This is a genomic window from Streptomyces sp. CA-251247, assembly GCF_050952975.1.
Taxonomy (GTDB): Bacteria; Actinomycetota; Actinomycetes; order Streptomycetales; family Streptomycetaceae; genus Streptomyces; species Streptomyces achmelvichensis.
Genome location: NZ_CP191861.1, coordinates 1,543,397 through 1,569,379 on the forward strand (window position 1 = coordinate 1,543,397; position 25,983 = coordinate 1,569,379).

General features: G+C 71.0%; 23 protein-coding genes. 10 read left to right on the forward strand and 13 right to left on the reverse strand.

The genetic code is table 11. The features are described from left to right. Positions 1-2: 2 nt before the first annotated feature. Complete coding sequence (locus ACQPWZ_RS06785; RefSeq protein WP_433570899.1) at positions 3-1,367, reverse strand: glutamine synthetase family protein; 1,365 nt, start codon at positions 1,365-1,367, stop codon at positions 3-5. 78 nt (positions 1,368-1,445) lie between these two features. On the opposite strand from ACQPWZ_RS06785, the gene ACQPWZ_RS06790 reads away from it, so the two are divergent. From ACQPWZ_RS06790 to ACQPWZ_RS06800, 3 genes are all read left to right on the forward strand, one after another. After that, positions 1,446-2,174 (forward strand): FadR/GntR family transcriptional regulator, encoded by a 729-nt coding sequence (locus tag ACQPWZ_RS06790; RefSeq protein WP_340472184.1) that lies wholly within the window; start codon positions 1,446-1,448, stop codon positions 2,172-2,174. A 132-nt stretch (positions 2,175-2,306) separates the two neighbouring features. After that, on the forward strand, positions 2,307-3,752 hold the full coding sequence (eat, locus tag ACQPWZ_RS06795) for an ethanolamine permease (protein ID WP_340472185.1): 1,446 nt from the start codon (positions 2,307-2,309) through the stop codon (positions 3,750-3,752). Positions 3,753-3,809: 57 nt separating this feature from the next. Then, positions 3,810-4,490 carry a gamma-glutamyl-gamma-aminobutyrate hydrolase family protein gene (locus tag ACQPWZ_RS06800; protein ID WP_433570900.1) on the forward strand — a complete coding sequence of 227 codons (681 nt, stop codon included), beginning with the start codon at positions 3,810-3,812 and terminating at the stop codon, positions 4,488-4,490. Between the two features lie 124 nt (positions 4,491-4,614). On the opposite strand, the gene ACQPWZ_RS06805 is transcribed toward ACQPWZ_RS06800, so the two are convergent. Then, positions 4,615-5,553 carry a LysR family transcriptional regulator gene (locus tag ACQPWZ_RS06805; RefSeq protein WP_405568515.1) on the reverse strand — a complete coding sequence of 313 codons (939 nt, stop codon included), beginning with the start codon at positions 5,551-5,553 and terminating at the stop codon, positions 4,615-4,617. A gap of 70 nt (positions 5,554-5,623) precedes the next feature. Between ACQPWZ_RS06805 and ACQPWZ_RS06810 the strand changes: the two genes are divergently transcribed. Next, complete coding sequence (locus ACQPWZ_RS06810) at positions 5,624-6,760, forward strand: TDT family transporter (RefSeq protein WP_433570901.1); 1,137 nt, start codon at positions 5,624-5,626, stop codon at positions 6,758-6,760. Here the strand turns inward: ACQPWZ_RS06810 and ACQPWZ_RS06815 are convergent. The 4 genes from ACQPWZ_RS06815 to ACQPWZ_RS06830 form a co-directional block, all read right to left on the reverse strand. After that, positions 6,729-7,454 carry a helical backbone metal receptor gene (locus ACQPWZ_RS06815; protein ID WP_433570902.1) on the reverse strand — a complete coding sequence of 242 codons (726 nt, stop codon included), beginning with the start codon at positions 7,452-7,454 and terminating at the stop codon, positions 6,729-6,731. The genes ACQPWZ_RS06810 and ACQPWZ_RS06815 overlap by 32 nt on opposite strands. Before the next feature lie 23 nt (positions 7,455-7,477). Beyond that, the gene (locus ACQPWZ_RS06820) at positions 7,478-8,056 is read right to left on the reverse strand and encodes a helix-turn-helix domain-containing protein (protein ID WP_356706027.1); all 579 of its coding nucleotides are present in this window, start codon (positions 8,054-8,056) and stop codon (positions 7,478-7,480) included. Between the two features lie 187 nt (positions 8,057-8,243). Further along, complete coding sequence (locus ACQPWZ_RS06825; protein ID WP_405568519.1) at positions 8,244-10,865, reverse strand: ABC transporter permease/substrate binding protein; 2,622 nt, start codon at positions 10,863-10,865, stop codon at positions 8,244-8,246. Beyond that, complete coding sequence (locus ACQPWZ_RS06830) at positions 10,858-12,021, reverse strand: quaternary amine ABC transporter ATP-binding protein (protein WP_383234084.1); 1,164 nt, start codon at positions 12,019-12,021, stop codon at positions 10,858-10,860. The genes ACQPWZ_RS06825 and ACQPWZ_RS06830 overlap by 8 nt, the downstream gene beginning before the upstream one ends. A gap of 289 nt (positions 12,022-12,310) precedes the next feature. Here ACQPWZ_RS06830 and ACQPWZ_RS06835 point away from each other — a divergent pair, with 289 nt between their 5' ends. Next, complete coding sequence (locus ACQPWZ_RS06835; protein WP_340477760.1) at positions 12,311-13,219, forward strand: 5'-3' exonuclease; 909 nt, start codon at positions 12,311-12,313, stop codon at positions 13,217-13,219. Positions 13,220-13,267: 48 nt separating this feature from the next. After that, positions 13,268-14,110: a siderophore-interacting protein gene (locus ACQPWZ_RS06840; RefSeq protein ID WP_433570903.1), complete on the forward strand. Its 843-nt coding sequence runs from the start codon at positions 13,268-13,270 to the stop codon at positions 14,108-14,110. Between the two features lie 353 nt (positions 14,111-14,463). Here the strand turns inward: ACQPWZ_RS06840 and ACQPWZ_RS06845 are convergent, their stop codons facing one another. Then, positions 14,464-15,129 carry a MerR family transcriptional regulator gene (locus ACQPWZ_RS06845; protein ID WP_356706031.1) on the reverse strand — a complete coding sequence of 222 codons (666 nt, stop codon included), beginning with the start codon at positions 15,127-15,129 and terminating at the stop codon, positions 14,464-14,466. 138 nt (positions 15,130-15,267) lie between these two features. Between ACQPWZ_RS06845 and ACQPWZ_RS06850 the strand changes: the two genes are divergently transcribed. The 4 genes from ACQPWZ_RS06850 (at position 15,268) to ACQPWZ_RS06865 (ending at position 18,632) form a co-directional block, all read left to right on the forward strand. Further along, complete coding sequence (locus ACQPWZ_RS06850; RefSeq protein ID WP_340472194.1) at positions 15,268-15,747, forward strand: ABA4-like family protein; 480 nt, start codon at positions 15,268-15,270, stop codon at positions 15,745-15,747. Positions 15,748-15,923: 176 nt separating this feature from the next. Continuing rightward, the gene (locus ACQPWZ_RS06855) at positions 15,924-16,508 is read left to right on the forward strand and encodes a sigma-70 family RNA polymerase sigma factor (protein ID WP_313947336.1); all 585 of its coding nucleotides are present in this window, start codon (positions 15,924-15,926) and stop codon (positions 16,506-16,508) included. Further along, on the forward strand, positions 16,505-17,248 hold the full coding sequence (locus tag ACQPWZ_RS06860; protein WP_340472195.1) for an anti-sigma factor: 744 nt from the start codon (positions 16,505-16,507) through the stop codon (positions 17,246-17,248). Before ACQPWZ_RS06855 ends, ACQPWZ_RS06860 begins: the two co-directional genes overlap by 4 nt. A gap of 13 nt (positions 17,249-17,261) precedes the next feature. Then, positions 17,262-18,632, forward strand: a complete 1,371-nt coding sequence (locus ACQPWZ_RS06865) for a cryptochrome/photolyase family protein (protein ID WP_433570904.1) — start codon at positions 17,262-17,264, stop codon at positions 18,630-18,632. 65 nt (positions 18,633-18,697) lie between these two features. On the opposite strand, the gene ACQPWZ_RS06870 is transcribed toward ACQPWZ_RS06865, so the two are convergent. From ACQPWZ_RS06870 to ACQPWZ_RS06895, 6 genes are all read right to left on the reverse strand, one after another. Further along, a complete protein-coding gene (locus ACQPWZ_RS06870; protein WP_405568529.1) occupies positions 18,698-19,972 on the reverse strand; it encodes a class I SAM-dependent methyltransferase in 1,275 nt (424 codons plus the stop codon). Positions 19,973-20,860: 888 nt separating this feature from the next. Next, positions 20,861-23,689: a DEAD/DEAH box helicase gene (locus ACQPWZ_RS06875; protein ID WP_405568531.1), complete on the reverse strand. Its 2,829-nt coding sequence runs from the start codon at positions 23,687-23,689 to the stop codon at positions 20,861-20,863. A gap of 184 nt (positions 23,690-23,873) precedes the next feature. Then, positions 23,874-24,842, reverse strand: coding sequence for a twin-arginine translocase subunit TatC (gene tatC / locus ACQPWZ_RS06880; protein ID WP_340472198.1), 969 nt, complete (start codon positions 24,840-24,842; stop codon positions 23,874-23,876). Between the two features lie 61 nt (positions 24,843-24,903). After that, positions 24,904-25,197, reverse strand: a complete 294-nt coding sequence (gene tatA, locus ACQPWZ_RS06885) for a Sec-independent protein translocase subunit TatA (RefSeq protein WP_313947331.1) — start codon at positions 25,195-25,197, stop codon at positions 24,904-24,906. A gap of 220 nt (positions 25,198-25,417) precedes the next feature. Further along, positions 25,418-25,615, reverse strand: a complete 198-nt coding sequence (locus ACQPWZ_RS06890; RefSeq protein WP_356706503.1) for a hypothetical protein — start codon at positions 25,613-25,615, stop codon at positions 25,418-25,420. Between the two features lie 101 nt (positions 25,616-25,716). Further along, positions 25,717-25,977, reverse strand: a complete 261-nt coding sequence (locus ACQPWZ_RS06895) for a hypothetical protein (RefSeq protein ID WP_340472199.1) — start codon at positions 25,975-25,977, stop codon at positions 25,717-25,719. Positions 25,978-25,983: the final 6 nt, after the last annotated feature.

Sequence of the window (25,983 nt, forward strand, 5' to 3'; positions counted from 1 at the left end):
CCTCACAGACGTTCGAAGGAGCGGCGGAGCTCCCAGTCGGTCACCGCGGCATCGAACGCCTGGAGTTCGACCCGCGCCATGTTGCGGTAGTGCGCGACGACTTCGTCGCCGAAGGCGGCCTTGGCGATGGCGCTGTTCTCCCAGAGCTCGGCGGCTTCCCGCAGGGTGGTGGGGACCTGCTCGTATCCGGCGGTGTACGCGTTGCCGGTGCACTCCTCGGGCAGCTCCAGCTTCTGCTCGATGCCGTGCAGCCCGGCCGCGACCAGTCCGGCGACGGCGAGGTAGGGATTGACGTCACCGCCCGGGAGCCGGTTCTCGAAGCGCATGGAGCGGCCGTGGCCGACGACGCGCAGCGCGCAGGTGCGGTTGTCGTAGCCCCAGGCGACGGCGGTCGGCGCGAAGGAGCCGGGCTGGAACCGCTTGTAGGAGTTGATGTTGGGCGCGTACAGCAGCGAGAACTCGCGCAGGGCGGCCAGTTGTCCGGCGAGGAAGTGGCGCATGACCTGGGACATGCCGCCGGGTCCGTCGCCCGCCATGACGTTGGTGCCGTTCTCGTCCTGGAGCGAGAGGTGGATGTGGCAGGAGTTGCCCTCGCGCTCGTTGTACTTGGCCATGAAGGTGAGCGAGACGCCCTCCTGCGAGGCGATCTCCTTGGAGCCGGTCTTGTAGACCGCGTGCTGGTCGCAGGTGATCAGGGCTTCGTCGTACTTGAAGGCGATCTCGTGCTGGCCGGCGTTGCACTCGCCCTTGGCGGACTCGACGGTCAGTCCGGCCGCGGCCATCTCGTTGCGGATGCGGCGCAGCAGCGGCTCGATCCGTCCGGTGCCGAGGACGGAGTAGTCGATGTTGTACTGGTTGGCCGGGGTGAGATCGCGGTAGTGGCGGTCCCAGGCCTGCTCGTAGGTGTCCTTGAAGACGATGAACTCGAGCTCCGTGCCGGCGTGGGCGGTGAACCCGTGCTCGGCGAGGCGCTCCAGCTGACGGCGCAGGACCTGGCGGGGCGCGGCGACGACGGGCGAGCCGTCGTTCCACGCGAGGTCGGCGACGAGGAGGGCCGTGCCCTCGTTCCAGGGGATGCGGCGCAGGGTGGCGAGGTCGGGGTGCATGGCGAAGTCGCCGTAGCCGCGCTCCCACGAGGACATCTCGTAGCCGTCGACGGTGTTCATCTCGGTGTCGACGGCGAGGAGGTAGTTGCAGCCCTCGGTGCCGTGTTCGAGAACCTCGTCGAGGAAGAACGGTGCGGCGAACCGCTTGCCCTGGAGCCGCCCCTGCATGTCGGGGAAGGCCAGGACGACGGTGTCGATCTCACCGCTCGCGACGAGGGCACGAAGCTCCTCGACCCCGAGCGGGGGTTTGCGGTCTGCCACGGGATTACGCCTCCTTGGGTCAGCCGGAAGCCATAAGGTATTACCGAAGACCATTGCCTGGGAAGAGGAAACGGCGACGTGGCGAAGACGAACGACGCGGCCGACCGGCTGACACCCGTGCTGCGCCCCGTACGCGCGGGCAACGGCTTCGAGGAGGCACTGGAGCAGATTCTCCAGCTGCTGCGCCTCGGGCTGGTCCCCGGCGGCGAGCGGCTGCCCGCGGAGCGTGAGCTCGCCGAGCGGATGGGCATCAGCCGGGTCACCCTGCGCGAGGTGCTGAAGGTCCTCGCCGACCAGGGACTGGTGGAGAGCCGGCGCGGCCGCTACGGCGGCACCTTCGTGCTGCACCGGCCGGACGCCCACGGCGAGGACGAGCTGCGCCGGCGCGTGGCGGATGTCGACGTCGAGGACACCCTGCGCTTCCGTGAGGTGCTGGAGGTCGGCGCGGCGGGACTGTGCGCCGCCCACGGGCTGACCGACCAGGGCGCGAAGCGGCTGCGTACCGCCCTGTCGTCCACGCACGACGCCCCGCTTGCCGACTACCGGCGCGCGGACACGCTGCTGCATCTGACCCTCGCGGAACTGTCCGGATCCCCGACGCTGGCCGCCCGGTACGCCGCGGTGCGGGCGACTCTCAACGATCTGCTCGACTGCATTCCGCTGCTCGTGCGCAACCTCGAACACTCCCAGCAGCAGCACAGCGCGCTGGTCGAGGCGGTACTGGACGGCGACGCCGACGCGGCTCGCGAGGTGATGCGGGAGCACTGCGAGGGCACCGCGGCACTGCTGCGCGGCTTTCTGCCCTGACCGGTCGGCGGGGCGGTCCGCCAAGGGGTGCGCGGGCCGATCCGTAACCTCACCTTTACGCACAGGGGTTGCGCATTCCGGATGGCTGCCGCAAAGGTGTCCGCACAAACCTTTGACTGCCAGGAGCGACTCATGGCCGAAGGCACGACCCCGCGCACCACTTCCTCCGCCGACGACGCCTATCTCCAGCGGCGCACCCTGCGCCGGGGCAGCGCCGGCTGGCTGCTGCTCACCGGACTCGGCGTGGCCTATGTCGTCTCCGGCGACTTCGCCGGCTGGAACACCGGCCTCGCCAAGGGCGGCTTCGGCGGCCTCGCGATAGCCACCCTGCTGATGGGCGTGATGTACGCCTGTCTCGTCTTCGCCCTCGCCGAACTGTCGGCGATCCTGCCCACGGCGGGCGGCGGTTACGGATTCGCCCGCCGCGCCCTCGGCACCTGGGGCGGCTTCCTCACCGGCACGGCGATCCTGATCGAGTACATCCTCGCCCCGGCGGCGATATCGATCTTCATCGGTGACTATGTCGAGTCACTCAACCTCTTCGGCCTGGAATCGGGCTGGCCGGTCTATCTCGCCTGCTTCGTGATCTTCATCGGGATCCACTTGTGGGGAGTCGGCGAGGCGCTGCGCTTCAGCCTGGTCGTCACCGCCATCGCGGTCGCGGCGCTGCTGATCTTCGTGGTCGGCGCGTTCACCGACTTCTCGGCGGGCGGCCTCGACAACATCGCCGTGGACACGGACGCGTTCGCCTCGAGCTCGTGGCTGCCGTTCGGCCTGCTGGGCATCTGGGCGGCCTTCCCCTTCGGCATGTGGTTCTTCCTGGGCGTCGAGGGCGTGCCGCTCGCCGCCGAGGAGGCGAAGGACCCGGTGCGCTCGATGCCGAAGGCCCTCGCCATCTCCATGGGCGTCCTGGCGGTGCTCGCCGTGCTCACCTTCTTCGCCGCGACGGGCGCGAGCGGATCGGACGCCCTGAAGGACGCCGGCAACCCGCTCGTGGTCGCCCTGGAGGGCAGCGGCGACCCGACGCCGCTGAGCCGCTTCGTCAACTACGCGGGGCTCGCGGGCCTGGTGGCCTCGTTCTTCTCGCTGATCTACGCGGGCTCCCGCCAGCTCTTCGCCCTCTCCCGGGCCGGCTACCTCCCGCGCTTCCTCTCGCTCACCAGCCGTCGCAAGTCGCCCTACCTCGGCCTGCTGATCCCCGGCGCGCTCGGATTCGCCCTGGCGGCGGGCACGGGCAACGGCGCGCGGATGCTCAACATCGCGGTCTTCGGGGCAACGATCAGCTACGCGCTGATGGCCCTGTCGCACATCGTGCTGCGGCGCCGCGAGCCGGAGCTTCCGCGCCCGTACCGCACCCCCGGCGGCATCGTCACCTCCTCGGTCGCCTTCGTCCTCGCGCTCTCCGCGCTGGTGGCGACGTTCCTGGTGGACAAGGACGCGGCGTACATCGCGCTCGGCGTCTACGCCGTCGCACTCGCCTACTTCGCGTTCTACTCTCGGCATCATCTGGTCGCGAAGGCGCCGGAGGAGGAGTTCGCGGCGCTGGCGGCGGCGGAGGCCGAACTCGAACGCAAGTGACGCACGTGACGCACGTGACGCACGTGACGTAACGCGACAGGAACGAACGGAGCCACCGTGTCCAAGCCGCTCATCGGGGTCACCACCTACCTCAACCCCGCGACGTGGGGGGTGTGGGAGCTGCCCGCGGCACTGCTGCCGGCGGCGTATCCCCGCATGGTCCAGGCGGCGGGCGGGCTCGCGGCGCTGCTCCCGCCGGACGAGGACCCCGCCTCGGCCGAGGCGGTCGTGGCCCGGCTGGACGGCCTGGTGATCGCGGGCGGTGCGGACGTGGAGCCCGCGCGCTACGGCGCACCGGCAGACCCGCGCACCGGGCCGCCCGCGCGGGACCGGGACGCCTGGGAGCTCGCCCTGATCCACGCGGCGCTGGCCACGGGCACCCCGCTGCTGGGGATCTGCCGCGGGATGCAGCTGCTGAACGTGGCCCTCGGCGGAACCCTGGTGCAGCACCTCGACGGGCATGTGGGCGGTGTGGGCGTCTTCGGCACCCACACGGTCCGGCCGGTCCCCGGCACCCGGTTCGCCTCCATCACCCCGGAGGCGACGAAGGTCCCGACCTACCACCACCAGTCGCTCGACGTCCTGGCCCCGGCCCTGACGGCGGGCGCCCACGCGGACGACGGGACGGTGGAGGCGGTCGAGACCGCGGACGGGTGGGTGCTGGGGGTGCAGTGGCACCCGGAGATGGGCGAGGACGTCCGGGTGATGCGGGCGCTGGTGGAGGCTTCGGCGGGCTGACGTTCGGGGAGCGCGGGCTGCCTGCGGCCGGCGCCCCCGGGCCGACCGCGCTCGGCTGCGGCGGCGGCTCCCGTACGGCTCCGGACCTGCCGCAAGCAGCCTCCGGGGCTGTTACCTCCGCCGCTCAGCCCTGCGTCAGGGACAGCAGTTCTCTCGCCGGCCCGGTGGGCCGGTGGGAGGACGGCCAGACCGCCCGCAGCGACCGGTCCATGCTCACACCCTCCACCGGGACCTCCGTCAGCCGCCGCGCGGCCACTTCCTCGGTCACCGCCAGCTCGCTCAGCACGGCGGGACCCGCCCCGCTCACCGCCGCCGCCTTCACCGCCGTCGTCGACGCCAGTTCCAGCAGCGGTTCCGCCAGGCCCCCGTGGCCGGTGAGCGCCGAGTCGAGCACCTGGCGGGTACCTGATCCGCGCTCCCGCAGGATCAGGGGTTCCGAGGCCAGCTCGCCGGCCGTCAGAGGGCGCTTGCGCCGCGCCCAGGGGTGACCCGGCGCCACCACGACCAGCAGCCGGTCCTGGCCGATCACCGCGCCGTCCAGCCCCTCCGGCACCGACAGGCCTTCCACGAATCCGAGGTCCGCGTCGCCCGCGAGCAGTTGCTGGGCCACCGTCGCGGAGTTGCCCGCCAGCAGCGAGACCGCCGTCCCGGGCCGCTGCGAGCGCAGCGCGATGAGCCAGCCGGGCAGCAGATACTCCGCGATGGTCATCGACGCCGCGACCCGCAGGCGCGAGTCGCGCCGCCCCCGCAGCGCCTGCGTCCCCACATCGAACGCCTCCGCCGCCTCCACGACCCGCCGCGCCCAGTCGGTGACCAGCGCCCCCGCGTCGGTGAGCCGGGAGCCGCGCGGCGAGCGGTCCACCAGGGCGACTCCGAGCTGCCGTTCCATGGAGCGGATCCGGCTGCTCGCGGCGGGCTGGGTGATACCGAGCTCGCGCGCAGCGCGGCCGAGACTGCCGTGCCGGGCGACGGCCAGCAGCAGTTCCAGCGCGCCGAGATCGGGCACGCGGTGTGCCAGCGGTACGCGCTCGCCCTGGTCCTCGCCCTTCGGTCCCCTGCTCATAAACCCAGCTTATGGGGCCATAGGGAGAAGGTCCCTGGTGGGGAGCGCCTCACGACACGACAGTGGAGACATGGTCACCGCCGTACACCCCCGCCCTCGCTCCGTCGTCGAGGCGACCACCCCCTCGCTCACGACCGTACGGCTGCCGACGCTGCGCCACTTCGCCCCGAACTGGTACGCGAGCGTCATGGGCACCGCCATCGTCGCCAACGCGGGTGTCGCGCTCCCCTACGACGTCCCGGGCCTGCGGACCGTCTGCGAGGCGATATGGGCGCTGTCCGCGGTGCTGCTGATCGTGGTGCTCGTCGCCCGCGGGGCGCACTGGCTCCACCACCCCGACCAGGCCCGCGCCCATCTGCTCGACCCGGCGATCGCGCCCTTCTACGGATGTCTGTCGATGGCGCTGCTGGCCGTCGGCATCGGCACGGTCTCCGTCGGCCGGGATGTGATCGGCGAACCGGCGGCGGTCGCGGCCGCGTTCGCCCTCTTCGGTGTCGGTACCCTCATCGGCCTCGTCGTGGCGGTCGCCGTCCCGTATCTGATGGTCGTCCGCCACCGCGTGGCCCCGGGCACGGCCTCACCGGTGTGGCTCCTGCCCGTCGTCTCCCCCATGGTCGCCGCGTCCCTCGGCGCTCTGCTGGTCCCGCATCTGCCCGCCGGTCACGGGCGCGAGGCGCTGCTGCTCGGCAGTTACGCGATGTTCGGCATCAGCCTGATCGCCACGCTGGTGATCCTGCCGGTGGTCTTCTCCCGGCTGGTCCACCACGGCCGCCTGCCCCTCGCGCTGACCCCGACGCTCTTCCTGGTCCTCGGCCCGCTCGGCCAGTCGACGACGGCGGTCGGCAAACTCGCGGACGTGGCCCCGGGCGCGATCCAGGCGCCGTACGCCGCGGGGTTCGTCGCCTTCGCCGTGATCTACGGCGTGCCCGTCATGGGCTTCGCGCTGATGTGGCTGGTGCTCGCCGGCGCCATGGTGGTGCGGGCCGCCCGGGACGGCATGCCGTTCTCGATGAGCTGGTGGGCCTTCACCTTCCCCGTCGGCACCTGTGTGACGGGCGCGGCGAGTCTCGCCCACCACACCGGGCTGCCGGCGCTGAAGTGGCTGGCCGTCGGCCTCTACCTGCTGCTGGTCACGGGCTGGGTGATGGCGGGGGTGCGCACGGTGCGCGGCCTGCTCAGCGGAGCGCTGCTCGCAGCGCCTCGCTGAGCACCACGGGCGCCTGCGCCAACGACGGCCCGTACCAGGTCAGATGGCGGCCGCTGACGAGTGCCGCCGCCATGTCGGGGAACGCCTCGGGTCCGTCCTCGGCCGTGAAACGGTACGGCTCGTCGGGGAGCACCGCCAACCGGGCCCCGGTGTCGCGCAGTTCGTCCAGGGGAATGCGGGGGTAGCGCTCGGCGTGCCCGGCGTAGGCATGCGTCACGCCGAGCCTCGCCAGCAGGTCGCCGGCGAAGGTGTCCCGGCCCAGCACCATCCAGGGCCGCCGCCAGATGGGGACGACGGCGCGCAACGGGCCCGGCTCGTCCAGCGGTTCGACCAACGACCAGGCCTCGCGGGCCTCGTCGAGCCAGGCCGGCGGGGCGAGGCCGCAGCCCGCCACCAGGACCCGCCTCAGTTCGCCGAAAGCCTGCTCCAGGTCGCGCACCTCGGTGACCAGGACCTCGACCCCCGCGGCGCGCAGAGCGGCGAGGTCGGGCTCCCGGTTCTCCTCCTCGTTGGCGATCACCAGATCGGGGCGGAGGGCGATCACCGCGGGGACGTCGGGGTTCTTGGTGCCGCCGATGCGCGGGACGTCGAGATCCGCGGGATGTGTGCACCAGTCCGTGGCGCCGACCAGCATCCCGGGCGCGCTGACGGCCACCGCCTCGGTCAGCGACGGCACGAGGGAAACCACACGCATGAGGGCTCCTGAAGCCTGCCGGCCTACGGTTCCGGCGTCTCGAGGTGCTCGGCGACGGTGACCACGACAATGCGGGTCTCGGGCAGGGTCGCCCGCCACCGGTGCCGCACCCCGCCGGACAGGAACAGGGTGTCGCCCCGGGCCAGGCGGTAGGCGCGGCCCTCGGCCTCCAGCTCCACCGCGCCGTCGGCGATGTACATCAGCTCGTCGTTGCGGTGCTGGAACTCTCCGCCGGTGTCGTGCTCCCCGGTGAACTCCAGGGCTTCGAGCTGGTGCCGGCCGCGGACGAGCCGCCGGGCTCTGGGCACAGGCGGTGCGTCGTCGTCCTCGTCGGCGCGTACGACCGCGACCGTGCGGGCGGCGTCGGACGCGGCGAGCAGCCGGCTCGTCGTGGTCTCCAGGGCGTCGGCGACCCGCTGGAGGGAGCGGACGCTGGGTCGGGCGCGTTCGTTCTCGACCTGGCTGAGAAAGGGGATGGACAGGCCGCTGCGCTCGGCGACCGTGGCAAGGGTGAGGTCGAGCGCACGGCGGCGCCGGCGCACGGCAGCGCCGACTCGAAGACGCTCGGTCTCCTTCGGGTCCTTGCCGTCCTTCTCGTCCATCTGCCGGGCTCCCCTTCCCCTCGTCTGTCTTCACCTTACGCAGCTTCGGGGTCCGACCGCTCCCGCATCAGGTCACGGGCCCGGTGCCGGCGGGGAAAGCCGGACGGGGCGGCCCCCGCCTCCGGCGAGAACCACCCCGTTGCGCTCCGGGTACGGCAGGCAGCCCTGCCGTCACTGTGTGCGACCGCTACTGCGGCGCCATCCGGTCGGCGATGCCCGGGTTCTCCTTCATCCAGGCCTTCACCGCCTCCTCCTCGTGTCCCGTTCCGTGCTTCTGGATCTCGTTCTCCAGGCCGGCGAGCTGCTTCTCGCTGAGCTTGAAGTTCTTGAGCCAGGCGGTCAGCCGCGGATAGTTCTTCGGGAAGTCCTTGCTCGCCACCGTGTGGATCCGGTCCCCCGTGCCGAAGGCCTTCTTGGGGTCCTTCAGCTTGGTGAGGCCGTACTCGCTGTAGGCCCAGTGCGGGGTCCACAGCATGACCGCGATCGGTTCCTTCTTGGCGTACGCCCGCTTCAGCTCGGCGAGCATGCCGGGGGTGGAGCTGTCGACGACCTTGTACTCACCGTCGATGCCGTAGCCCGGCAGGACCTTGTTCTTGAGGATGTTCATGGTCTCGGTGCCTGGCTCGATACCGACGATCCGGCCCTTGAACTCTCCGCCGCGGCCCTTGAGATCCTCGAGCGAGTCGACACCCTTCACATAGGAGGGCACCGCGATCTCCAGTGAGGTGGGTCCGTACCAGGAGCCGACGTCGGTGAGTTTGTCGCCGTACTTGTCCCAGTACTTCTTCTGGGTGTTCGGCAGCCAGCCGTCGAACTGGACGTCGATCTGACCGCGCGACATCGCGGTGTACATGGGACCGACCTCGAACTGCTTGAGATTCATCGTGTACCCGCGCTCCTCGAGGACCGCCTTCCACAGATACGTGGCGGCGATGTCCTCCTCCCACGGGAACCAGGCGACCTCCAGCGGGCGTTCGCGCTCGTCCTTGCCGTTCGCGGCCTTGCCCGCCTTGGCGACGGGGGTCCACTTGTCGGCGAGCCCGGGGTTCTTGGCCAGCCAGTCGCGTACGGCGTCCTGCTCCTTGCCCTTGCCGGTCTTCTGGATCGTCGCTTCGAGGTCCGTGAGCTGCTTCTCGGTCATCTTGAAGCTCTTCAGCCACTTGCCGACCTGCGGGTTGTCCGCCGAGAAGCCCTTGCGCGCCAGCGTGTGCACGCCGTCGCCCTTGCCCCACGACACCTTGGGGTCCTTGAGCTTCTTCAGGTCGTAGCTGCTGTAGGCCCAGTGCGGCGACCACAGCGTGGTGACGATCGGTTCCTTCTTCTCGTACGCGCGCTTCAGCTCGGCGAGCATGCCGGGCGTCGAACCGTCGACGACCTTGTACTCGCCCTCCAGGCCGTACTCCTTGAGCACCTTGTCCTTGAGCAGGCCCATCATCCCGGCGCTCGGCTCGATGCCGATGATCCGGCCCTTGAACTGTGCCGACTTCCCCTTGAGGTCCGCCAGCGAGTCGATGCCCTTCACATAGGAGGGCACGGACAGCTCCAGCGAGGTGGGGCCGTACCAGGAGCCGAGGTCCTCCAGCTTGCTCTGGTACTTCTTCCAGTACTGGGCGTGGGTGACGGGCAGCCAGGAGTCGGTCTGGAAGTCGATCTGGCCGCCGGCGAGGCCGGTGTAGAGCGATCCGGCCTCCAGCTGCTTGGTGTCGACCTCGTAGCCGCGCTGCTCCAGCAGCTCCTTCCACAGGAAGGTGGAGGCGATGCCCTCGTCCCAGGGGATGTAGCCGATGGAGACCTTCTTGCCCTGACCCACGTTCGAGGCGTCGGACGCGTCGGCGGACTTGGTGCCGCCGAACATGCCCATGCCGCCCGCGACCAGCGCGAGGACGACGACACCGACGACCGCGACGACGGGCTGCGGGCGGTGGTCCCAGATCTTCGGTCCGCCGGTCAGTGCCTTGGCCCGGGCGATCGCGCGACGGCCCAGCGGCGAGACCTGGCGGCCGAGCGCGCCGGTGATCCGGTCCAGGTACATGGCGAGGATGACGATGGAGATGCCCGCCTCGAAGCCGAGGCCGATGTCGACGTTGCCGATGGCGCGGTACACGGCGCCGCCGAGCCCGCCGCCGCCGACCATGCCCGCGATGACGACCATGGACAGGCCCAGCATGATGACCTGGTTGATGCCGGCCATGATCGTGGGCAGCGCGAGCGGCAGCTGTACGCGCAGCAGGGTGTTGCGCGGAGTGGTGCCGAACGCCTCTGCGGCCTCGACGAGTTCCTCGTCGACCTGGCGGATGCCGAGCTCGGTCATCCGTACGCCGGGCGGCAGCGCGAAGACGATGGTGGCGATGATGCCGGGCACCACGCCGACGCCGAAGAAGATGATGCCGGGGATCAGGTACACCATCGCCGGCATGGTCTGCATGAAGTCCAGGACCGGCCGGGTCACGGCGCTGACGGTCTTGGAGCGCGAGGCCCAGATGCCGAGCGGGACGGCGATCACCAGCGTGACGATGGTGGCGACGAGCACCAGCGAGAGGGTCGACATCGCGTCGTCCCACAGCTCGATGGAGTCGATGAGGGCGAAGCCCACGAAGGCGAGCCCGCCGGCGAGCAGGCCGCGCAGCCACCAGGCCACGACGGCGAGCATGCCCGCGAACAGCAGCGGTTCGGGTGCGGAGAGCACCGAGTCGATGCCGTCGTACATCCCGGTGACGACCGAGCTGATGGCGTCGAACAGCCAGGAGAGGTGGGACTGGAGCCAGTTGACACCGCTGTCGACCCAGTCGCCGAGATGGAGCCTAGGCACTGGCCACCGCCTTGTCGGCCGCGTCGGCGTCGCCGGACGTGGCGAGACTCTTCGCGGGGGCCGCGCTCTGCGGCGGTATCGGTGCCGGGGTCATGGGCTCGCCGAGGACGGCGAGCAGCCGGGCACGCGGCACGACGCCGATGAGTTCGCCCTCGTCGTCGACGACGGCGACAGCGACACCGCTGGTGGAGCAGGGCGTGAACAGCTCGATGATCGGCGTGTCCGCGGAGACGGTGGCGGGGGCGGCGGCGAGTACGTCGCGTGCGCCCTTCAGCTCCTTGCCGTTGTCCGTCCTGCTGCCGTACGCGGTCTCCGGGTCGGCCATGATCGCGCCGGCGGTGAGGACGCGGGAGCGGTCGACGTCCTGGGTGAAGGAGGCGACGTAGTCGTTGGCGGGCGTGACGAGGATGTCCTCGGCGGTGCCCAGCTGCACGATCTCGCCGTCGCGCATCACGGCGATGCGGTCGCCGAGGCGCATGGCCTCGTTCAGGTCGTGGGTGATGAAGACGATGGTCTTCTTGAGCCGCTTCTGGAGCTCCAGGAGCTGGTCCTGCATGTCGCGGCGGATCAGCGGGTCGAGCGCGCTGAAGGACTCGTCCATCAGCAGGAGATCGGCGTCGGTGGCGAGCGCGCGGGCGAGGCCGACACGCTGCTGCATGCCGCCGGACAGCTCGTCGGGCCAGGAGTTCTCCCAGCCGGCGAGGCCGACCATCTCGAGCGCCTCGGCGGCTCGGCGGTCGCGCTCCGGGCGGGCGACGCCCTGGACCTCGAGCCCGTAGCCGGCGTTCTCCAGAACGCTGCGGTGCGGGAACAGCGCGAAGTGCTGGAAGACCATGCTGATCTTCGTGGAGCGGACGGTGCGCAGATCGCGCGGGCTCAGGGCGGTGAGGTCCTGGCCGTCGAAGAGGACGCGTCCGGCGGTGGGGTCGAGCAGCCCGTTCAGCATGCGCAGCAGCGTGGACTTGCCGGACCCGGAGAGGCCCATGACAACGAAGATCTGACCCGGTTCGACGGCGAACGAGGCGTCGATCACCGCTGCGGTCGTGCCATCGCTGCGGAGCTCGTCGCGGCCGGCCCCGCCTTCGAGCCTGCTCACCGCTTCGTCGGGTCGTCTGCCGAACACTTTGTACAAGTGCTCGGCTTGCAGCCTGGACACATACACCTCACCGATCGAACCGAAAACGGTCTGCCATCCCCGACTGGCAGACCGTGGAGCTTCGCGGGGTCGGCCCGCTTGCCCGAGGCAATTGTTGAAACATGCACGGGGTCCGCTCCGGGCCCGCGCCTTCCCTGGCGAGAACAAGCCAAACGAAAGAGTGACCCAGGTCACCTTCCGGCCACCCGGGGGGTGTTCACCGAGTGGCACCCGGCGCTCCATGGGGCTCGCCGGGGAAGAGGTGGCTGTCGGTGGGGTGCGGCATCATCGGGGTGTGACGCGACGCCTGATGCTCCTCGACACCGCTTCCCTCTACTTCCGCGCCTACTTCGGGGTCCCCGACTCCGTGCGGGCTCCCGACGGCACCCCGGTCAACGCCGTGCGCGGGCTGCTCGAATTCATCACGCGGCTGGTCCAGGACCACCATCCCGACGACCTGGTGGCCTGCTGGGACAACGACTGGCGGCCACAGTGGCGAGTCGACCTGATCCCGTCGTACAAGGCGCACCGCGTCGCCGTGGAGACGGAGCGGAACCACCCGGACGAGGAGGAGATCCCGGACACCCTGTCTCCCCAGGTTCCGGTGATCGCGGCGGTGCTGGACGCGCTGGGCATCGCCCGGGTCGGCGCCGACGGCTACGAGGCCGACGACGTCATCGGCACGCTCACCGCGCGCGCCACCGGTCCGGTGGACATCGTCACCGGCGACCGTGACCTGTTCCAGCTGGTCGACGACGCCCGCGGCCGACGGGTGCTGTATCCGCTCAAGGGCGTCGGGACGCTCCAGACGACGGACGAGGCCTGGCTGCGCGAGAGGTACGGCGTGGACGGCCCCGGGTACGTGAATCTGGCGCTGCTGCGGGGCGACCCGAGCGACGGCCTGCCGGGCGTGCCCGGGATCGGCGAGAAGACCGCGGCCAAACTACTGGACGCCTTCGGCGATCTGGCCGGAATCATGGCCGCCGTCGATGACCCGGCCGCGAAGCTCACGCCGTCGCAGCGCAAGCGGCTCGACGAGTCGCGGGACTACGTGGCGGTCGCGCCGACGGTCGTCCGGGTCGCCTCCGACGTGGCGTTGCCCCCCTTCGACCCCGCCCTGCCCACGGAACCGCGCCATCCTGAGACCTTGAACGAACTCGCGGCACAGTGGGGACTCGGCGGCGCGCTGCTGCGCTTGCTGGGCACTCTTCGCGCCTGAGGTGTTAACTTAGGCAAGCCTAAGCAGCACGAGTTCAGGGAGACCGCCGTGGCAGAACGACCGGCCCGCACGTCACCGAAGGCCTACGAGTCGCGGGTGGTGCACACCGAGCACCTCACCCCGCACATGGTGCGCATCGTCCTCGGAGGCGAAGGGCTGGCGGACTTCGGTCTCGACGGCTTCACCGACCACTACGTCAAGCTCCTGTTCACGCCCGAGGGCGTCAGCTACCCGGAGCCGTTCGACATGGACCGGATCCGTGCGGAGTTCCCGCGCGATCAGTGGCCCGCGAACCGCACGTACACGGTCCGGAGTTGGGACCGGGACAGCGGCGAGCTGACGATCGACTTCGTGGTCCACGGCGACGAGGGCCTCGCCGGCCCCTGGGCGGCGAGGGCCCGCGTGGGTGACACCCTGCGCATCCTCGGCCCCGGCGGCGGATACGCGCCCGACCCGGCTGCGGACTGGCATCTGCTGGTGGGCGACGAGAGCGCGCTGCCGGCGATCGCCGCGGCACTGGAGAACATGCCGACGGGTGCGCGGGTGCACGCCTTCGTGGAGGTCGACGGCCCCGAGGACGAGCAGAAGGTCGTCACGCCCGACGGCGTGGAGATCCACTGGCTGTACCGCTCGGGCCGGCCGGTCGGCGAGGCGCTGGTGGCGGCGGTGACCGCGCTGGAGTTCCCCGAGGGCACGATGTGCGCGTTCGTCCACGGCGAGGCGGGCTTCGTGAAGGAACTGCGCCGCCATCTGCGACTGGAGCGGCAGGTACCGCGCGAACAGCTGTCGATCTCGGGTTACTGGCGACTGGGCCAGAGCGACGAGGCGTGGCGCGCGGTGAAGCGCGAGTGGAACGAGCAGGTGGAGCGGGAGCAGGAACCGGCGGCCTGACGACGCGTCGGGGGCGTGCGCCTGGGGTCGAGCGGGCCTGCTCACGGGCCCGGCCCGGGTGACCCGGGGGCGAGGCGCCTCGCCGAGCATCTCGCGTACGCGGGTGCCGACGTGACGGTCCTCGCGAGGTGCACACCTCGACGAACGACCGCCCGCGCGCTGTCGACACCCGCGGCGGCCGAGCCGAGCCCGCATCGCGCCCGAGCACCGGGCGCTCGCGCCTCGACCGCCCGCCCGGTCCAGGTCCGCGACCGCCGGCCGCCCCGCACCCGCACCCGCACCCGCACCCGCACGTCAATCGGGCAACCGCCTCCGCCGGTCCCCCACTTCAGCCCCGCGCCCTGTTCGCGCGGCTATCCCACCCCGGTCGACCTCGCCGCCCCACCCTGGCCGTTCACGTACGCCCACGCCGAACCGTCCGCGTGCGCGAGCCTGCGCAGTGACGCCAGGAGCGCGTCCCCGAGGACCGTGCCGACGACCGCGCTCTCCACCACACCGTCCCGGCCCGCCCGGCGCGCGACATACGCCAGGTCCGTCCGTGCCACCTTCTCCGCCGCGTCCGCGTAGGTGTCGAGCACCTGGGCGAAGTCCCCGTGGCCGGCCCGCCCCAGCGCGGCCAGGGCCGTCGCGAGCGCGTCCGCGGCCGGGGAGTCGTCCTCGACGAGCCAGCCGCGCCGGGCGATCAGTTCCCGCACCAGCACGCGCGCGGCGTCCCGTTCGGCATCCGCCTCTCCCCCGGCGTACCGCGGGGCGATCAGATCCGCGGCCACACCCAGCACACTGTGCACCGACCTGCCGCCGTCGTCGACAGCGGCGAGTACGTCCGCGACCGCCGCCACCTTGAGGCCACCGACATCCAACAGGGCGCGGATCAGGCGCAGTCGGCGTTCGTGTACCTCGTCGTATGCCGCCTGGTTCGGGCTGGTCAGCCGGCCGGCCGGCAGGAGCCCTTCCCGGACGTAGTACTTGATCGTGGGTACCGGCACGCCGGTCCTGCGGCTCAACTCCCCTATGCGCACGACGTGTTCATCCTTCCGCCCTTGCCGGTGCACCTGCACGTCATGGATAGTGAGGCTATCCGATAGTGGGTAGTTCCACTATCCATAGCCACGTTCCCGGCGACTCGGGCCCCTCGGACCCGGAAAGGAGCTCGCACCATGACCGCCTTCCTCTTCCAGCTCTCCTTCTATCTGGCGAGTCCGGTGTGGCTGCTGATGATCTTCGCGCCGACCCGGCGCGTCACCGCCCGCGTCGCCGCGTCCCCGCTGACCGTCCTCCCGGTGCTGGTCGTCTACGTGACCATGGCCGTCCCGGTCTTCCCGGAGATCTGGACGGCCGTGAGCAGCCCGGACATCGACAGGTTCCGCGAGCTGACCGAACTGGCGGGCGGCGCGGGCGCGGTGTGGGCGCAGGTCATCGCCTGGGACCTGCTGCTCGGCCAGTGGATGTACCTCGAAGGACGGCGGCTGGGGATCAGCCCTCTGGTGATGAGCCCGCTGCTGGTCTTCACCATCCTGCTCTCCCCGCTCGCGTTCCCCGCCTTCCTGCTGCTGCGCGCGGTACGGATGCGGTCCGCCGCCCGTGCGGCCGCCGGCGCCGACCGGACCACCCGGCCGGTGTCCGTTCAGGGGCGCTAGTCAGGAGCCCTGGCCCGGCTCCCGGCCCGAACCGCCCCCACCGACGGGTACCTGCGGGACCGCCCGGACCCCACTCGTGCAACCATCTGCGAACCCGGACCAATCCGCAGCACCAGCAGCACCGAATGCCTGGTGATTCTGTCCGGACGAGATGCCCGCACAGTGGAGGAAGCTGCGTGAACGACGCCGTACGCATCGGCGGTCCCGCCTCGGCGCGACCAGATCTGCAACAGTTGCTCGCCCTGGTGGCCCGCGGTGACCAGGACGCCTTCTCGCGGGTGTACGACGCGGCGTGCGGACCGGTACTCGGCCTGGTCCGGGCCGTGTTGCGGGACCCGGCCCAGTCGGAGGAGGTGACCCAGGAAGTGCTGATCGAGGTGTGGCGCACCGCGGCACGTTTCCAGCCGACCCGCGGATCGGCCATGACCTGGATCCTCACGCTCGCGCACCGGCGCGCGGTGGACCGCGTCCGGTCGGCGCAGGCGGCCACGGACCGCGAACGGCGGGCCGCGCTGCTGGAGCGGACACCCGCGTACGACGAGGTCACCGAGCAGGTCGAGGCCCGGCTCGAACGCGAGCAGGTACGGCGGTGCCTCGGCGGACTGACCGAGCTCCAGCGCCAGTCGGTGACCCTCGCGTACTACCGGGGGCTGGCCTACCGCGAAGTGGCCGAACTGCTCTCCGTGCCGCTGGGCACGGTCAAGACGAGACTGCGCGACGGGCTCATCCGGCTGCGCGACTGCCTGGGGGTGAGCGCATGACCACCGCTGATCTGCACACGCTGACCGGCGCCTATGTGCTGCACGCGCTGGCGCCCGACGAGCGCGCCGAGTTCGAGCGGCACATGGAGAACTGTCCGTCCTGCGAACAGGAGGTGAGGGAACTCGCCGCGACGGTCAGCAAATTGGGCATGGCCGCCGCCGTGGTCCCGCCACCCGCGCTCAAACAGCAGGTGATGCGCAAGATATCCGCCGAACGCCAGCAGCCGCCGCGCGTCACCCGGCTGCACGCCGGCCGGCGCCGCAGCCGCGGGCTGTCCCGCTTCGTGCTGGCGGCCTGTCTCGCGGCGGCCGCCGCCTTCGGCGGGGTCTCTTTCTGGCAGCACCAGGAGGCTCAGGACGCCCGCCGGGCGGCGCATCGCGCGGAGCAGCAGACGGCCGAGCTCGCCGCGGTCCTCGCCGCGCCGGACGCCCGGGTCAGCAGTACCAAGCTCCAGGACGGCGGCCGCGGCACGATCGTTGTCTCCAAGAGCCGCAACCAGGCTGCCTTCCTCGTCTCGGGGCTGCCCAGGCCCCCGGCGGGCAAGGTCTACCAGCTCTGGTTCAACGACGGCGGCACCATGCGGCCGGCCGGACTGATGGACCCTGCCACCGCCGACAACGCGCTCCTGATGGACGGTCCGGTGAACGCGGCCTCCGGCATGGGCGTCACCGTCGAGCCGGCCGGCGGCTCGCCGAAGCCCACCAGCGACCCCGTGGCTCTGATGAACTTCCCTGCCTGAGGAAGGACGGCTCATGAGTGTTGCGGTCATGCTCTTCACCTCCGACCTGCGGGTGCACGACCAGCCGGCGCTGTGCGCCGCCGTGCGCGGGGCGGACGAGGTGGTGCCGTTGTTCGTGGTGGACCGCGGGGTGCAGCGGGCGGGGTTCGCCGTGCCCAACCGCCGTGCCTTTCTGGCGGATTGCCTCGCCTCGCTCGACGCGGGTCTGCGGGAGCGAGGGGGCCGCCTGGTGATCCGTATCGGCGATGTCACCGAGCAGGTGTGCCGGGTCGTCACCGAGAGCGGCGCCCGCGCGGTGCACATCGCCGCCGGCGTCAGCGCCTATGCCAAACGCCGGGAGGACCTGCTGCGCACGGCGCTGACGGCGGTCCGATGCGTCCTGCATGTGCACGAGGGGGTCACCACCGCGGTGCCACCCGGGCAGCTGACACCCGCCGACAGCAACCACTACGCGGCGTTCGAGCCGTACTTCGGCAGCTGGACCCGGGCGGGCCTGCGCGAGGTGGTGGCACCGCCCCGCGCCGTGCCGGTCCCCGAGCTGGCGGGCCATCCGCTGCCCCGGCGGACCGCGGTGACCGGGGTGTCGCCCGCGGTCGCCAGGGGCGGTGAGCACGAGGGACGGCAGCGGCTGACCGCCTGGCTCGACCGCGGCGGCCCGGGCACCGAGGCGTACGGGGAGCGGCACGACGACCTGTCCGGGGACACCACCTCGCGGCTCTCGCCCCATCTGCATTTCGGCACCCTGTCCGCGGCCGAACTGGTGGGGCGGGCACGCAGCGTGGACGGCCCGGGCGCGGACGCGTTCGTACGGCGGCTGGCACGGCGGGACTTCCACCATCAGGTCCTCGCGGCGCGCCCGGACGCGGCCCACGCCGACTACCGTCCGCGCGGCGACCGGTGGCGCCGGGACGAGAAGGACGTCACCGCGTGGAAGGAGGGGCGCACCGGCTGCCCCGTCGTGGACGCGGGCATGCGGCAGCTGCTGCACGAGGGTTGGATGCACCACCGCTCCCGGCTGCTCGCGGCGGACTACCTGACGAAGACGCTGTACGTGGACTGGCGCATCGGGGCGCGTCACTTCCTGGACCTGCTGGTCGACGGGGACATCGCCGACAACCAACTCAACTGGCAGGGGGCCGCGGGCACCGGAACGGATCCGCGGACGGACAGGGTCCTCGATCCGCTCGCGTCGGCGCAGCGCTTCGACCCGCACGGCGACCATGTGCGCCGCTGGGTTCCCGAACTCGCCGAGCTGGCCGGGCCCGAGGTGCACCGGCCCTGGGCTCTCGACGATCTGCGGCGGGCCCGACTCGACTACCCGGAGCCACTGGTGGACCCGGAGGAGGGCCGGGCACGCTGCGAGCAGGCCCGCGGTCAGGTCTGACCCGGGGCGCTGTCAGAAGCCCCGGGGCCGCGCCGGACAGAAGCCCCGGGGCCGCGCCGGGCCGGTCATGAACCCGGCCCGTCCTTGGTCAGCAGCAGCTGCTGGACGTCCAGATAGCCGGAGCGGAAGCCCGCTTCGGAGTAGGCGAGATAGAAGGTCCACATCCGGCGGAAGGTCTCGTCGAAGCCGAGGGCTCCGACGTCGGCGGCCCGCTCGGTGAAGCGTTCGCGCCACAGCCGCAGGGTTTCCGCGTAGTGCGGTCCGAAGCTGTCCCGCGCCGCCACGCGCAGAGCGGTGCAGCCGCCGACGACCTGCTCGATCGCCTCGGCCGACGGCACCATGCCGCCGGGGAAGATGTACTTCTGGATCCAGGTGTGCGTGCTCCGGGAGGCGGTCATCCGGTCGTGCGGCATGGTGATGGTCTGGAGGGCGACCCGGCCGCCGGGCGCGAGCAGACGGTCCAGCGCCATGAAGTAGTCGGGCCAGAACTCCGCGCCGACCGCCTCGACGGTCTCCCCGCTCACGATGGCGTCGTAACGCCCGAGGACGTTGCGGTAGTCCCGCAGCAGGACGGTCACCCGGTCCTCGAGACCGGCCCGGCGGATCCGCCGGCGGGCGAGCACCTGCTGCTCCCGTGAGAGCGTCACGGTCAGCACACGTGCCCCGCGCTGCGCCGCGCGGATCGCCAGCTCTCCCCAGCCCGTGCCGATCTCCAGCAGCTGGGTCCCGGCGGTGACGTTCGCCCGGTCGAGCAGCCGGTCGATCCTGCGGTGCTGCGCGGCGGCCAGCAACTGCGGCTCGGCGGGGAACCCGCGGAAGAGGGCGGAGGAGTACGACAGGGTCTCGTCGAGGAAGAGCGCGAACAACTCGTTGGAGAGATCGAAGTGATGGCTGACGTTGGCCTGGGCGCCCTCGACCGTGTTGCGGTGCTCGGCCGGCTGCGGGATCGCCCACGCGTCACGCAGCCGTTGCAGCGTTCCCGGCACGAGCGAGGCGGCGTTCTCGGCGAGCACGGTGAGTACGCCGACGAGGTCGCGGGCCTCCCACTCGCCCGCCATGTACGACTCACCGAAACCGATGAGGCCGCTGTGCCCGATGCGCCGGAAGAAGCGCTGCGGCTCGTGGACCTCCATGAACGGCCCACCCCGCCCGACCGGTTCCCCGCCACCGAGGCGCACCCGCAACGGCAGCCTGCCGAGCGCGCGACGCACGAGCCGTTCGGCGACCGCCGTCCGCAGCGGGGACGTCCGGGGCAGGCCGGCCACGTCGGGCCAGCGCCGGGCATCGACGGGGGCGGTGCGCGGGCGCGCGGGGGACGCTGAGGACACGGACACGGTCACTTCACACCCTCCTGAGGAACACGAACGGGACGAGGCTGTACGAGCAATTCGCGTGAGAACAGGCGGGGTTGAGCCCCGCGGTGCACGGCAGGACGCGGACGGTCGCCGGGTGCCGCATCGAGGGAGCGCCGCACGACGTCCGCCGCGCGCAGATGGGCGACACCGCTGCCCACCACGGCCGTGCGAGACCGGTTCACTGTCATTCCCGCTCCCTCCGAACGGCGTCCGGCACCGTCCCTCAGGGGGGAATTCGGTGCCGGAGGGGTATCGGATTGGTCGGGATCGATCTGTTGTGGCTGGGCCCTCAGGTGGTTGTGGCGCGGCCGGTTGTCCGGCTCGGGGTCTTGTGGCTCGGGCCCTTGTTCGGTGGGGGTTCTTGTGGCTCGGGCCCATGTGGCTCGGACCGAGGTGCTTGTGGCTCAGCCGGTTGTTCGGTGCGGGTTCTTGTGGCTGGGCCCTCAGGTGGTTGTGGCGCGGCCGGTTGTTCGGTTGCTGTCCCGGTGCCGTTCCGGGGTCATGTCCGGGACTGCGGTCCTCACCGCGCTTCGCGCGAGTTGCGGGCGCTTTGACGTCCCGGACACGACCCCTGCACGTCCCCGTCCCTGAACCCGAGCCCTCGCTCCCGCCGGACCCGTATCCGCACCCCCGCAGCACGAGCCCTAGTCCGTCGGCAGACCGGTCGGGGGATCGCTGACGGGCGGGAGGGGGACGGGGGCGCAGGAGGGGGGTGTCCGGACGTCAAAGCTTCAGCAACTCGCGCGAAGCGCGGTGAGAAAGCAGTCCGGACACCCCCCTCCGGAGAACCCGGCCCCCGCACCCACCCACCGGACCAAGCGCAGCCGCACCACAAAAACCCGCCCAAGAGGACCCGCTCCACACCACGCCCGCTCAACCGACCGAGCTGTACGCAACAACCCCCCGCAGCAACCCGTCCACCGCCTTGCGCGCGTTCTTCGAGACCGTGCTGCCTTCCCTCGGTGCCGCCGCCGCGATCTGACCGAGTACGTCGATCACCTGCTTCGTCCACCGCACGAAGTCACCCGCCGGCATGTCCGCCTCGCGCAGCACCTCGTCCAGGCTCTTGTCCGACGCCCACTGGTACGCCGCCCAGGCGAAGCCCAGGTCCGGTTCCCGCTGGCCCACGCCCTCCGTCTGGTTGATCTTGAAGTCCTCTTCGAGCGCGTCGAGCCTGCCCCAGATGTGCACCATCTCGCCGAGCGCGACCTTCGCCTTGCCCGCCGGGACCTTCGGGGCCACCGCGTCGTCCGACTGACGCGCCTCGTAGACCAACGCCGAGACGCACGCGGCCAGTTCGGCCGGGTCGAGCCCCTCCCACACACCCTCGCGCAAGCACTCGCTCGCCAGCAGGTCGAGCTCGCCGTAGAGCCGGGCGAGACGCTTGCCGTGTTCGGTGACCTCGTCGTCGCGCAGATAGTCCATCTCGGTCAGCAGCGCCACGATCCGGTCGAAAGTGCGGGCGATGGTGTTCGTCCGCCCCTCGATCCGCCGCTCCAGCTGACGCGTGTCCCGCTGGAGCCGGTGGTAGCGCTCGGCCCAGCGCGCATGGTCCTCGCGCTCGTCGCAGCCGTGGCACGGGTGCGCGCGCAACTCCGAACGCAGCCGGGCGATCTCGCGGTCGTCCGCCGCTGTCGCCCGCTGCTTGCGGTGCCGGTCGGGGACGATGTGACCCGCCTTGGTGCGCAGCGCGGACGCCAGGTCGCGCCGCGACTGCGGTGACCGCGCGTTGAACGACTTCGGGATCCGCATCCGCTCCAGCGGCTCCACCGGCACCGGGAAGTCCATCGACGCCAGCCGCTTGACCTGCCGCTCGGCGGTCAGCACCAACGGCCGCGGGCCGTCGTGCTGTTCGAACCCGCGGTGGCCGTTGGTCCGTCCCGCCGGGATACCGGGGTCGAGCACCAGCGCCAGACCGGCGAACTTGCCCGTCGGGACGTGGATGACGTCGCCGGGCTTCAGCTTCTCCAGCGAGGTCGCCGCCGCGGCCCGCCGCTGGGCCGCTCCCTGCTTCGCCAGCTCGTTCTCGCGGTCCTTGAGTTCACGGCGCAGCCGCGCGTACTCCTCGAAGTCGCCGAGGTGGCAGGTCATGCCCGCGCGGTAGCCCTCCAGGCCCTCTTCGTTCTTCTGGACCTGACGCGAGATACCGACGACGGACCGGTCCGCCTGGAACTGCGCGAACGACGTCTCCAGCAGCTCGCGCGAACGGTGCCGCCCGAACTGCTGCACCAGATTGACCGCCATGTTGTACGACGGCCTGAAGCTGGAGCGCAGGGGGTAGGTCCGCGTGCCGGCGAGACCGGCGAGCGCGGCCGGGTCCATGCCGCGCTGCCACAGCACCACGGCGTGGCCCTCGACGTCGATACCGCGCCGCCCCGCGCGCCCCGTCAACTGGGTGTACTCACCGGGCGTGATGTCCGCGTGCTGCTCGCCGTTCCACTTGACGAGCTTCTCCAACACCACGGAACGCGCGGGCATGTTGATGCCGAGCGCCAGCGTCTCCGTGGCGAACACGGCCTTGACCAGGCCGCGGACGAAGAGTTCCTCGACGACTTCCTTGAAGGTCGGCAGCATGCCGGCGTGGTGCGCGGCCACGCCCCGTTCCAGGCCCTCCAGCCACTCGTAGTACCCGAGGACGTGCAGATCCTCCGTGGGGATCGACCCGGTCCGCTCCTCGACGATCTCGCGCACCCTCACCCGCGCCTCGTCGTCGTTCAACCGCAGCCCTGCGTACAGGCATTGCTGTACGGCGGCCTCGCAGCCGGCCCGGCTGAAGATGAAGGTGATCGCGGGCAGCAGCCCTTCCGCGTCGAGCCGGTCGATGACCTCGGGACGCCCGGGCGTCCAGATCCGGCTGCGCTGACGGCGCTCGCGCTCGCGGTCGGCCTCGCGCACCATCTTGCCGCGCCGCCGGTCACGCGGGTTGTACGTGCGCTGGTTCTCCATCCGCGCCAGGCGCACCAGGTCGGGGTTGACCTCGCGCCGCCCGGTCCCCCGGCCGCCGTGGTCGCTCTCCTCCTCGAACAGGTCGTACATCCGCCGGCCGGCCATGACGTGCTGCCACAGCGGCACGGGCCGGTGCTCGGAGACGATCACTTCGGTGTCGCCACGGACGGTGTCCAGCCAGTCACCGAACTCCTCCGCGTTGGAGACGGTCGCGGAGAGCGACACGAGCGTCACCGACTCGGGGAGGTGGATGATCACTTCCTCCCACACGGCGCCGCGGAAGCGGTCGGAGAGGTAGTGGACCTCGTCCATCACCACATGGCCGAGGCCGAGCAGCGACTGCGAGCCCGCGTACAGCATGTTGCGCAGCACCTCGGTGGTCATCACGACCACCGGCGCCTCGGAGTTGATGCTGTTGTCGCCGGTCAGCAGGCCGACCTTGTCCGCGCCGTAGCGCTTGGCCAGGTCGGCGTACTTCTGGTTGGACAGCGCCTTGATGGGCGTGGTGTAGAAGCATTTGCGGCCCTGCTGAAGGGCCAGGTGGACGGCGAACTCGCCGACGATGGTCTTGCCGGACCCGGTGGGTGCGGCGACGAGCACGCCCTTGCCCGCTTCCAGAGCCTGACAGGCTTCGATCTGGAACGGGTCCAGATCGAATTCGTACATCTCGCGGAAGGGGGCCAGCGCAGTGGCCTCCTCGACGGCGCGGATGCGGGCGGCGGCGTAGCGCTCAGCGGGAGAGAGGTCCTCGGTCATCTTGTACACGAGCCTACCCGTCAGCTCTGACAGTCACCGCGATCTTTATTGTCCGCCCCCGCGACCCCGCCGGACGCGCTGCAGGCGGGCGAAGGCGCCGTACGGACACGGCCCAGCGCCCCGCCCGGGATGTGCGAAGGGGCCGGACGGAGATTCCGTCCGGCCCCTTCGCACATCCCGCGTCTCAGGTGATGTCGTCGTATCCGTTGAGCCGGTGCGAGCGTCCGCCGTCCGCCTCGCCCGTCGCCTGCTCCGGCAGGGCGCGCGTCGCGGAGACGGGCTCGATCTCGCCGATCTCCTCCGGCGTGAGGTCCAGCTCGGAGGCCTCGTCGGCCCGGGGGCCCTTGGCGTCCCGGATGGCCCGGCGGCGGTCGTTGACCAGCGAGATGCCGGTGGCGACGAAGTACAGCACGGTGATCGGCGCCGCCAGCGCGATCATCGTCAGCGGGTCGGTGCTGGGCGTGGCCAGGGCGGCGAAGACGGTGATGCCCATGATCATGCCGCGCCACCAGCCGAGCATCCGCCGGCCGGTGATGACCCCGCCGAGGTTGAGCAGGACCAGCAGCAGCGGCAGCTCGAAGGCGAGACCGAAGACGATCACCATACGGGTCACGAGGTCGAGCAGATCGTCCAGCGGCAGCAGGTTGTCCACACCGAACGGTGTGAACTCGATCAGCACCTTCGCGGTGGTCGGCAGCACCTGGTAGGCGAAGTAACCGCCGCCCAGGAAGAGGGGGAAGCCGGCGCCGACGAAGATCAGCGCGTACTTCTTCTCACTCTTGTGCAGGCCGGGCGCGAGGAAGGCCCACAGCTGGTAGAGCCAGATCGGCGAGGCGAGGACCACACCCGCCATGAGGGAGACCTTCAGCGCGAGGGTGAACGGCGTCAGCAGGCCATTGATGGTGATCTGCGCGCACGTGGTGTCCTCGGGCTTCTTCGCCAGCTCCGAGAAGGAGCTGGGGCAACCCACCGACTCCAGAACGGGCTTGGTGAAGAAGTTGATGATGTCGTTGTAGAAGAAGGCGGCGACGACCGTGATGGCCACGATCGCCAGGAGTCCCTTCGCGAGCCTGTTCCGAAGCTCACGCAGGTGCTCCACGAGGGGCATCCGCCCCTCGGGATCCCTCTCCTGCTTGCGGGCAGACTTGAGCAACCCACGTCCTCATCTCGTGCGGCAGGCCCTCACCGGTGACGGGGCCCTGGGCGGCTCTGTCTCAGCGCTGGGTGGTGTCCGTCGGCTCGGTCACGGGACGCGAGCTGGTCACATCGCCGGGAGCGGCCTTGATCGTGCGCGGGTTGGCCTGGTCCTGCGGCGTACCGGGCTGCGGCGGGTCGGCGGGCGCGGGCTGCTGACCGCCCTCCGACTTCATCGCCTTGGCCTCGCTCTTGAGGATGCGGGCGGACTTGCCCAGCGAACGGGCCATGTCCGGAAGCTTCTTGGCGCCGAACAGGAGGATGATGACGACGAGGATCAGGATGATCTCCGGAGCGCCGATCCGTCCGAACATAAGCGTGTACCTTCTCACCGAGGCGGCTGGGGTGGGGCTGGCCTGCTGGTCGGACAGGCGTCCGACCGCCGTGCTGTGTGAGCGATCGTAACCCGGGGGAGTAAACGCAGGGCAATGCCTGTGCATACTCGCCGTTGCGGCCCGTGCCTCGCCGACTGGACCGCTGGGAGAAGCCTACCTCCGCGTCCCGCGGCCCCGAAGCCCCGCCCTCACCAGGGATTCAGCGCAAAGTCTCGCCGGTACGGGCCATCTCGCCGGCCGCCTTCTCCAGGTCCTCGGCGGCGCGGTTGATCCGCTCCGTGGTGCGGGCGACCTCGTGTCCGAGCCGCTGGGCCTCGACGAACACCCGGATCGCGAGGACGCCGAGAACGGCGATCCCGAGGAAGCCGAGAGCGATGGCGAGCATGGGCCAGAACATGCGCAGAGCCTAGTGCCTCGACCGGCAGTGTTTGCCCGTTGAGGAGCGTCGTGCGGTGTGTGCAGGGCGGCGCGACAGGGCGAAGCGTGCCGGGAGCGGCACTAGACGTTGCCGGTGGAGTGGAGCCGCAGCGTGCTCACCCCGCCGCCGGTGAGGAGTTCGACGATGCGCTCCCCCGCCGGCTTGCGGACGGCGGAGCCGCACTCGGGGCAGGTGAAGGAGTAGAAGGTCGTACGGTGGCTGCCGCCGATCGCGAGCCGCAGCGCCCCGGCGGACAGCTCGAAGCGCGCTCGGCAGTCGGGGCAGCCGGCCTTGAAGAGGACCGGAGCCATCGACGCAGCGAACCCAGACGTCACAGACATGTGCCG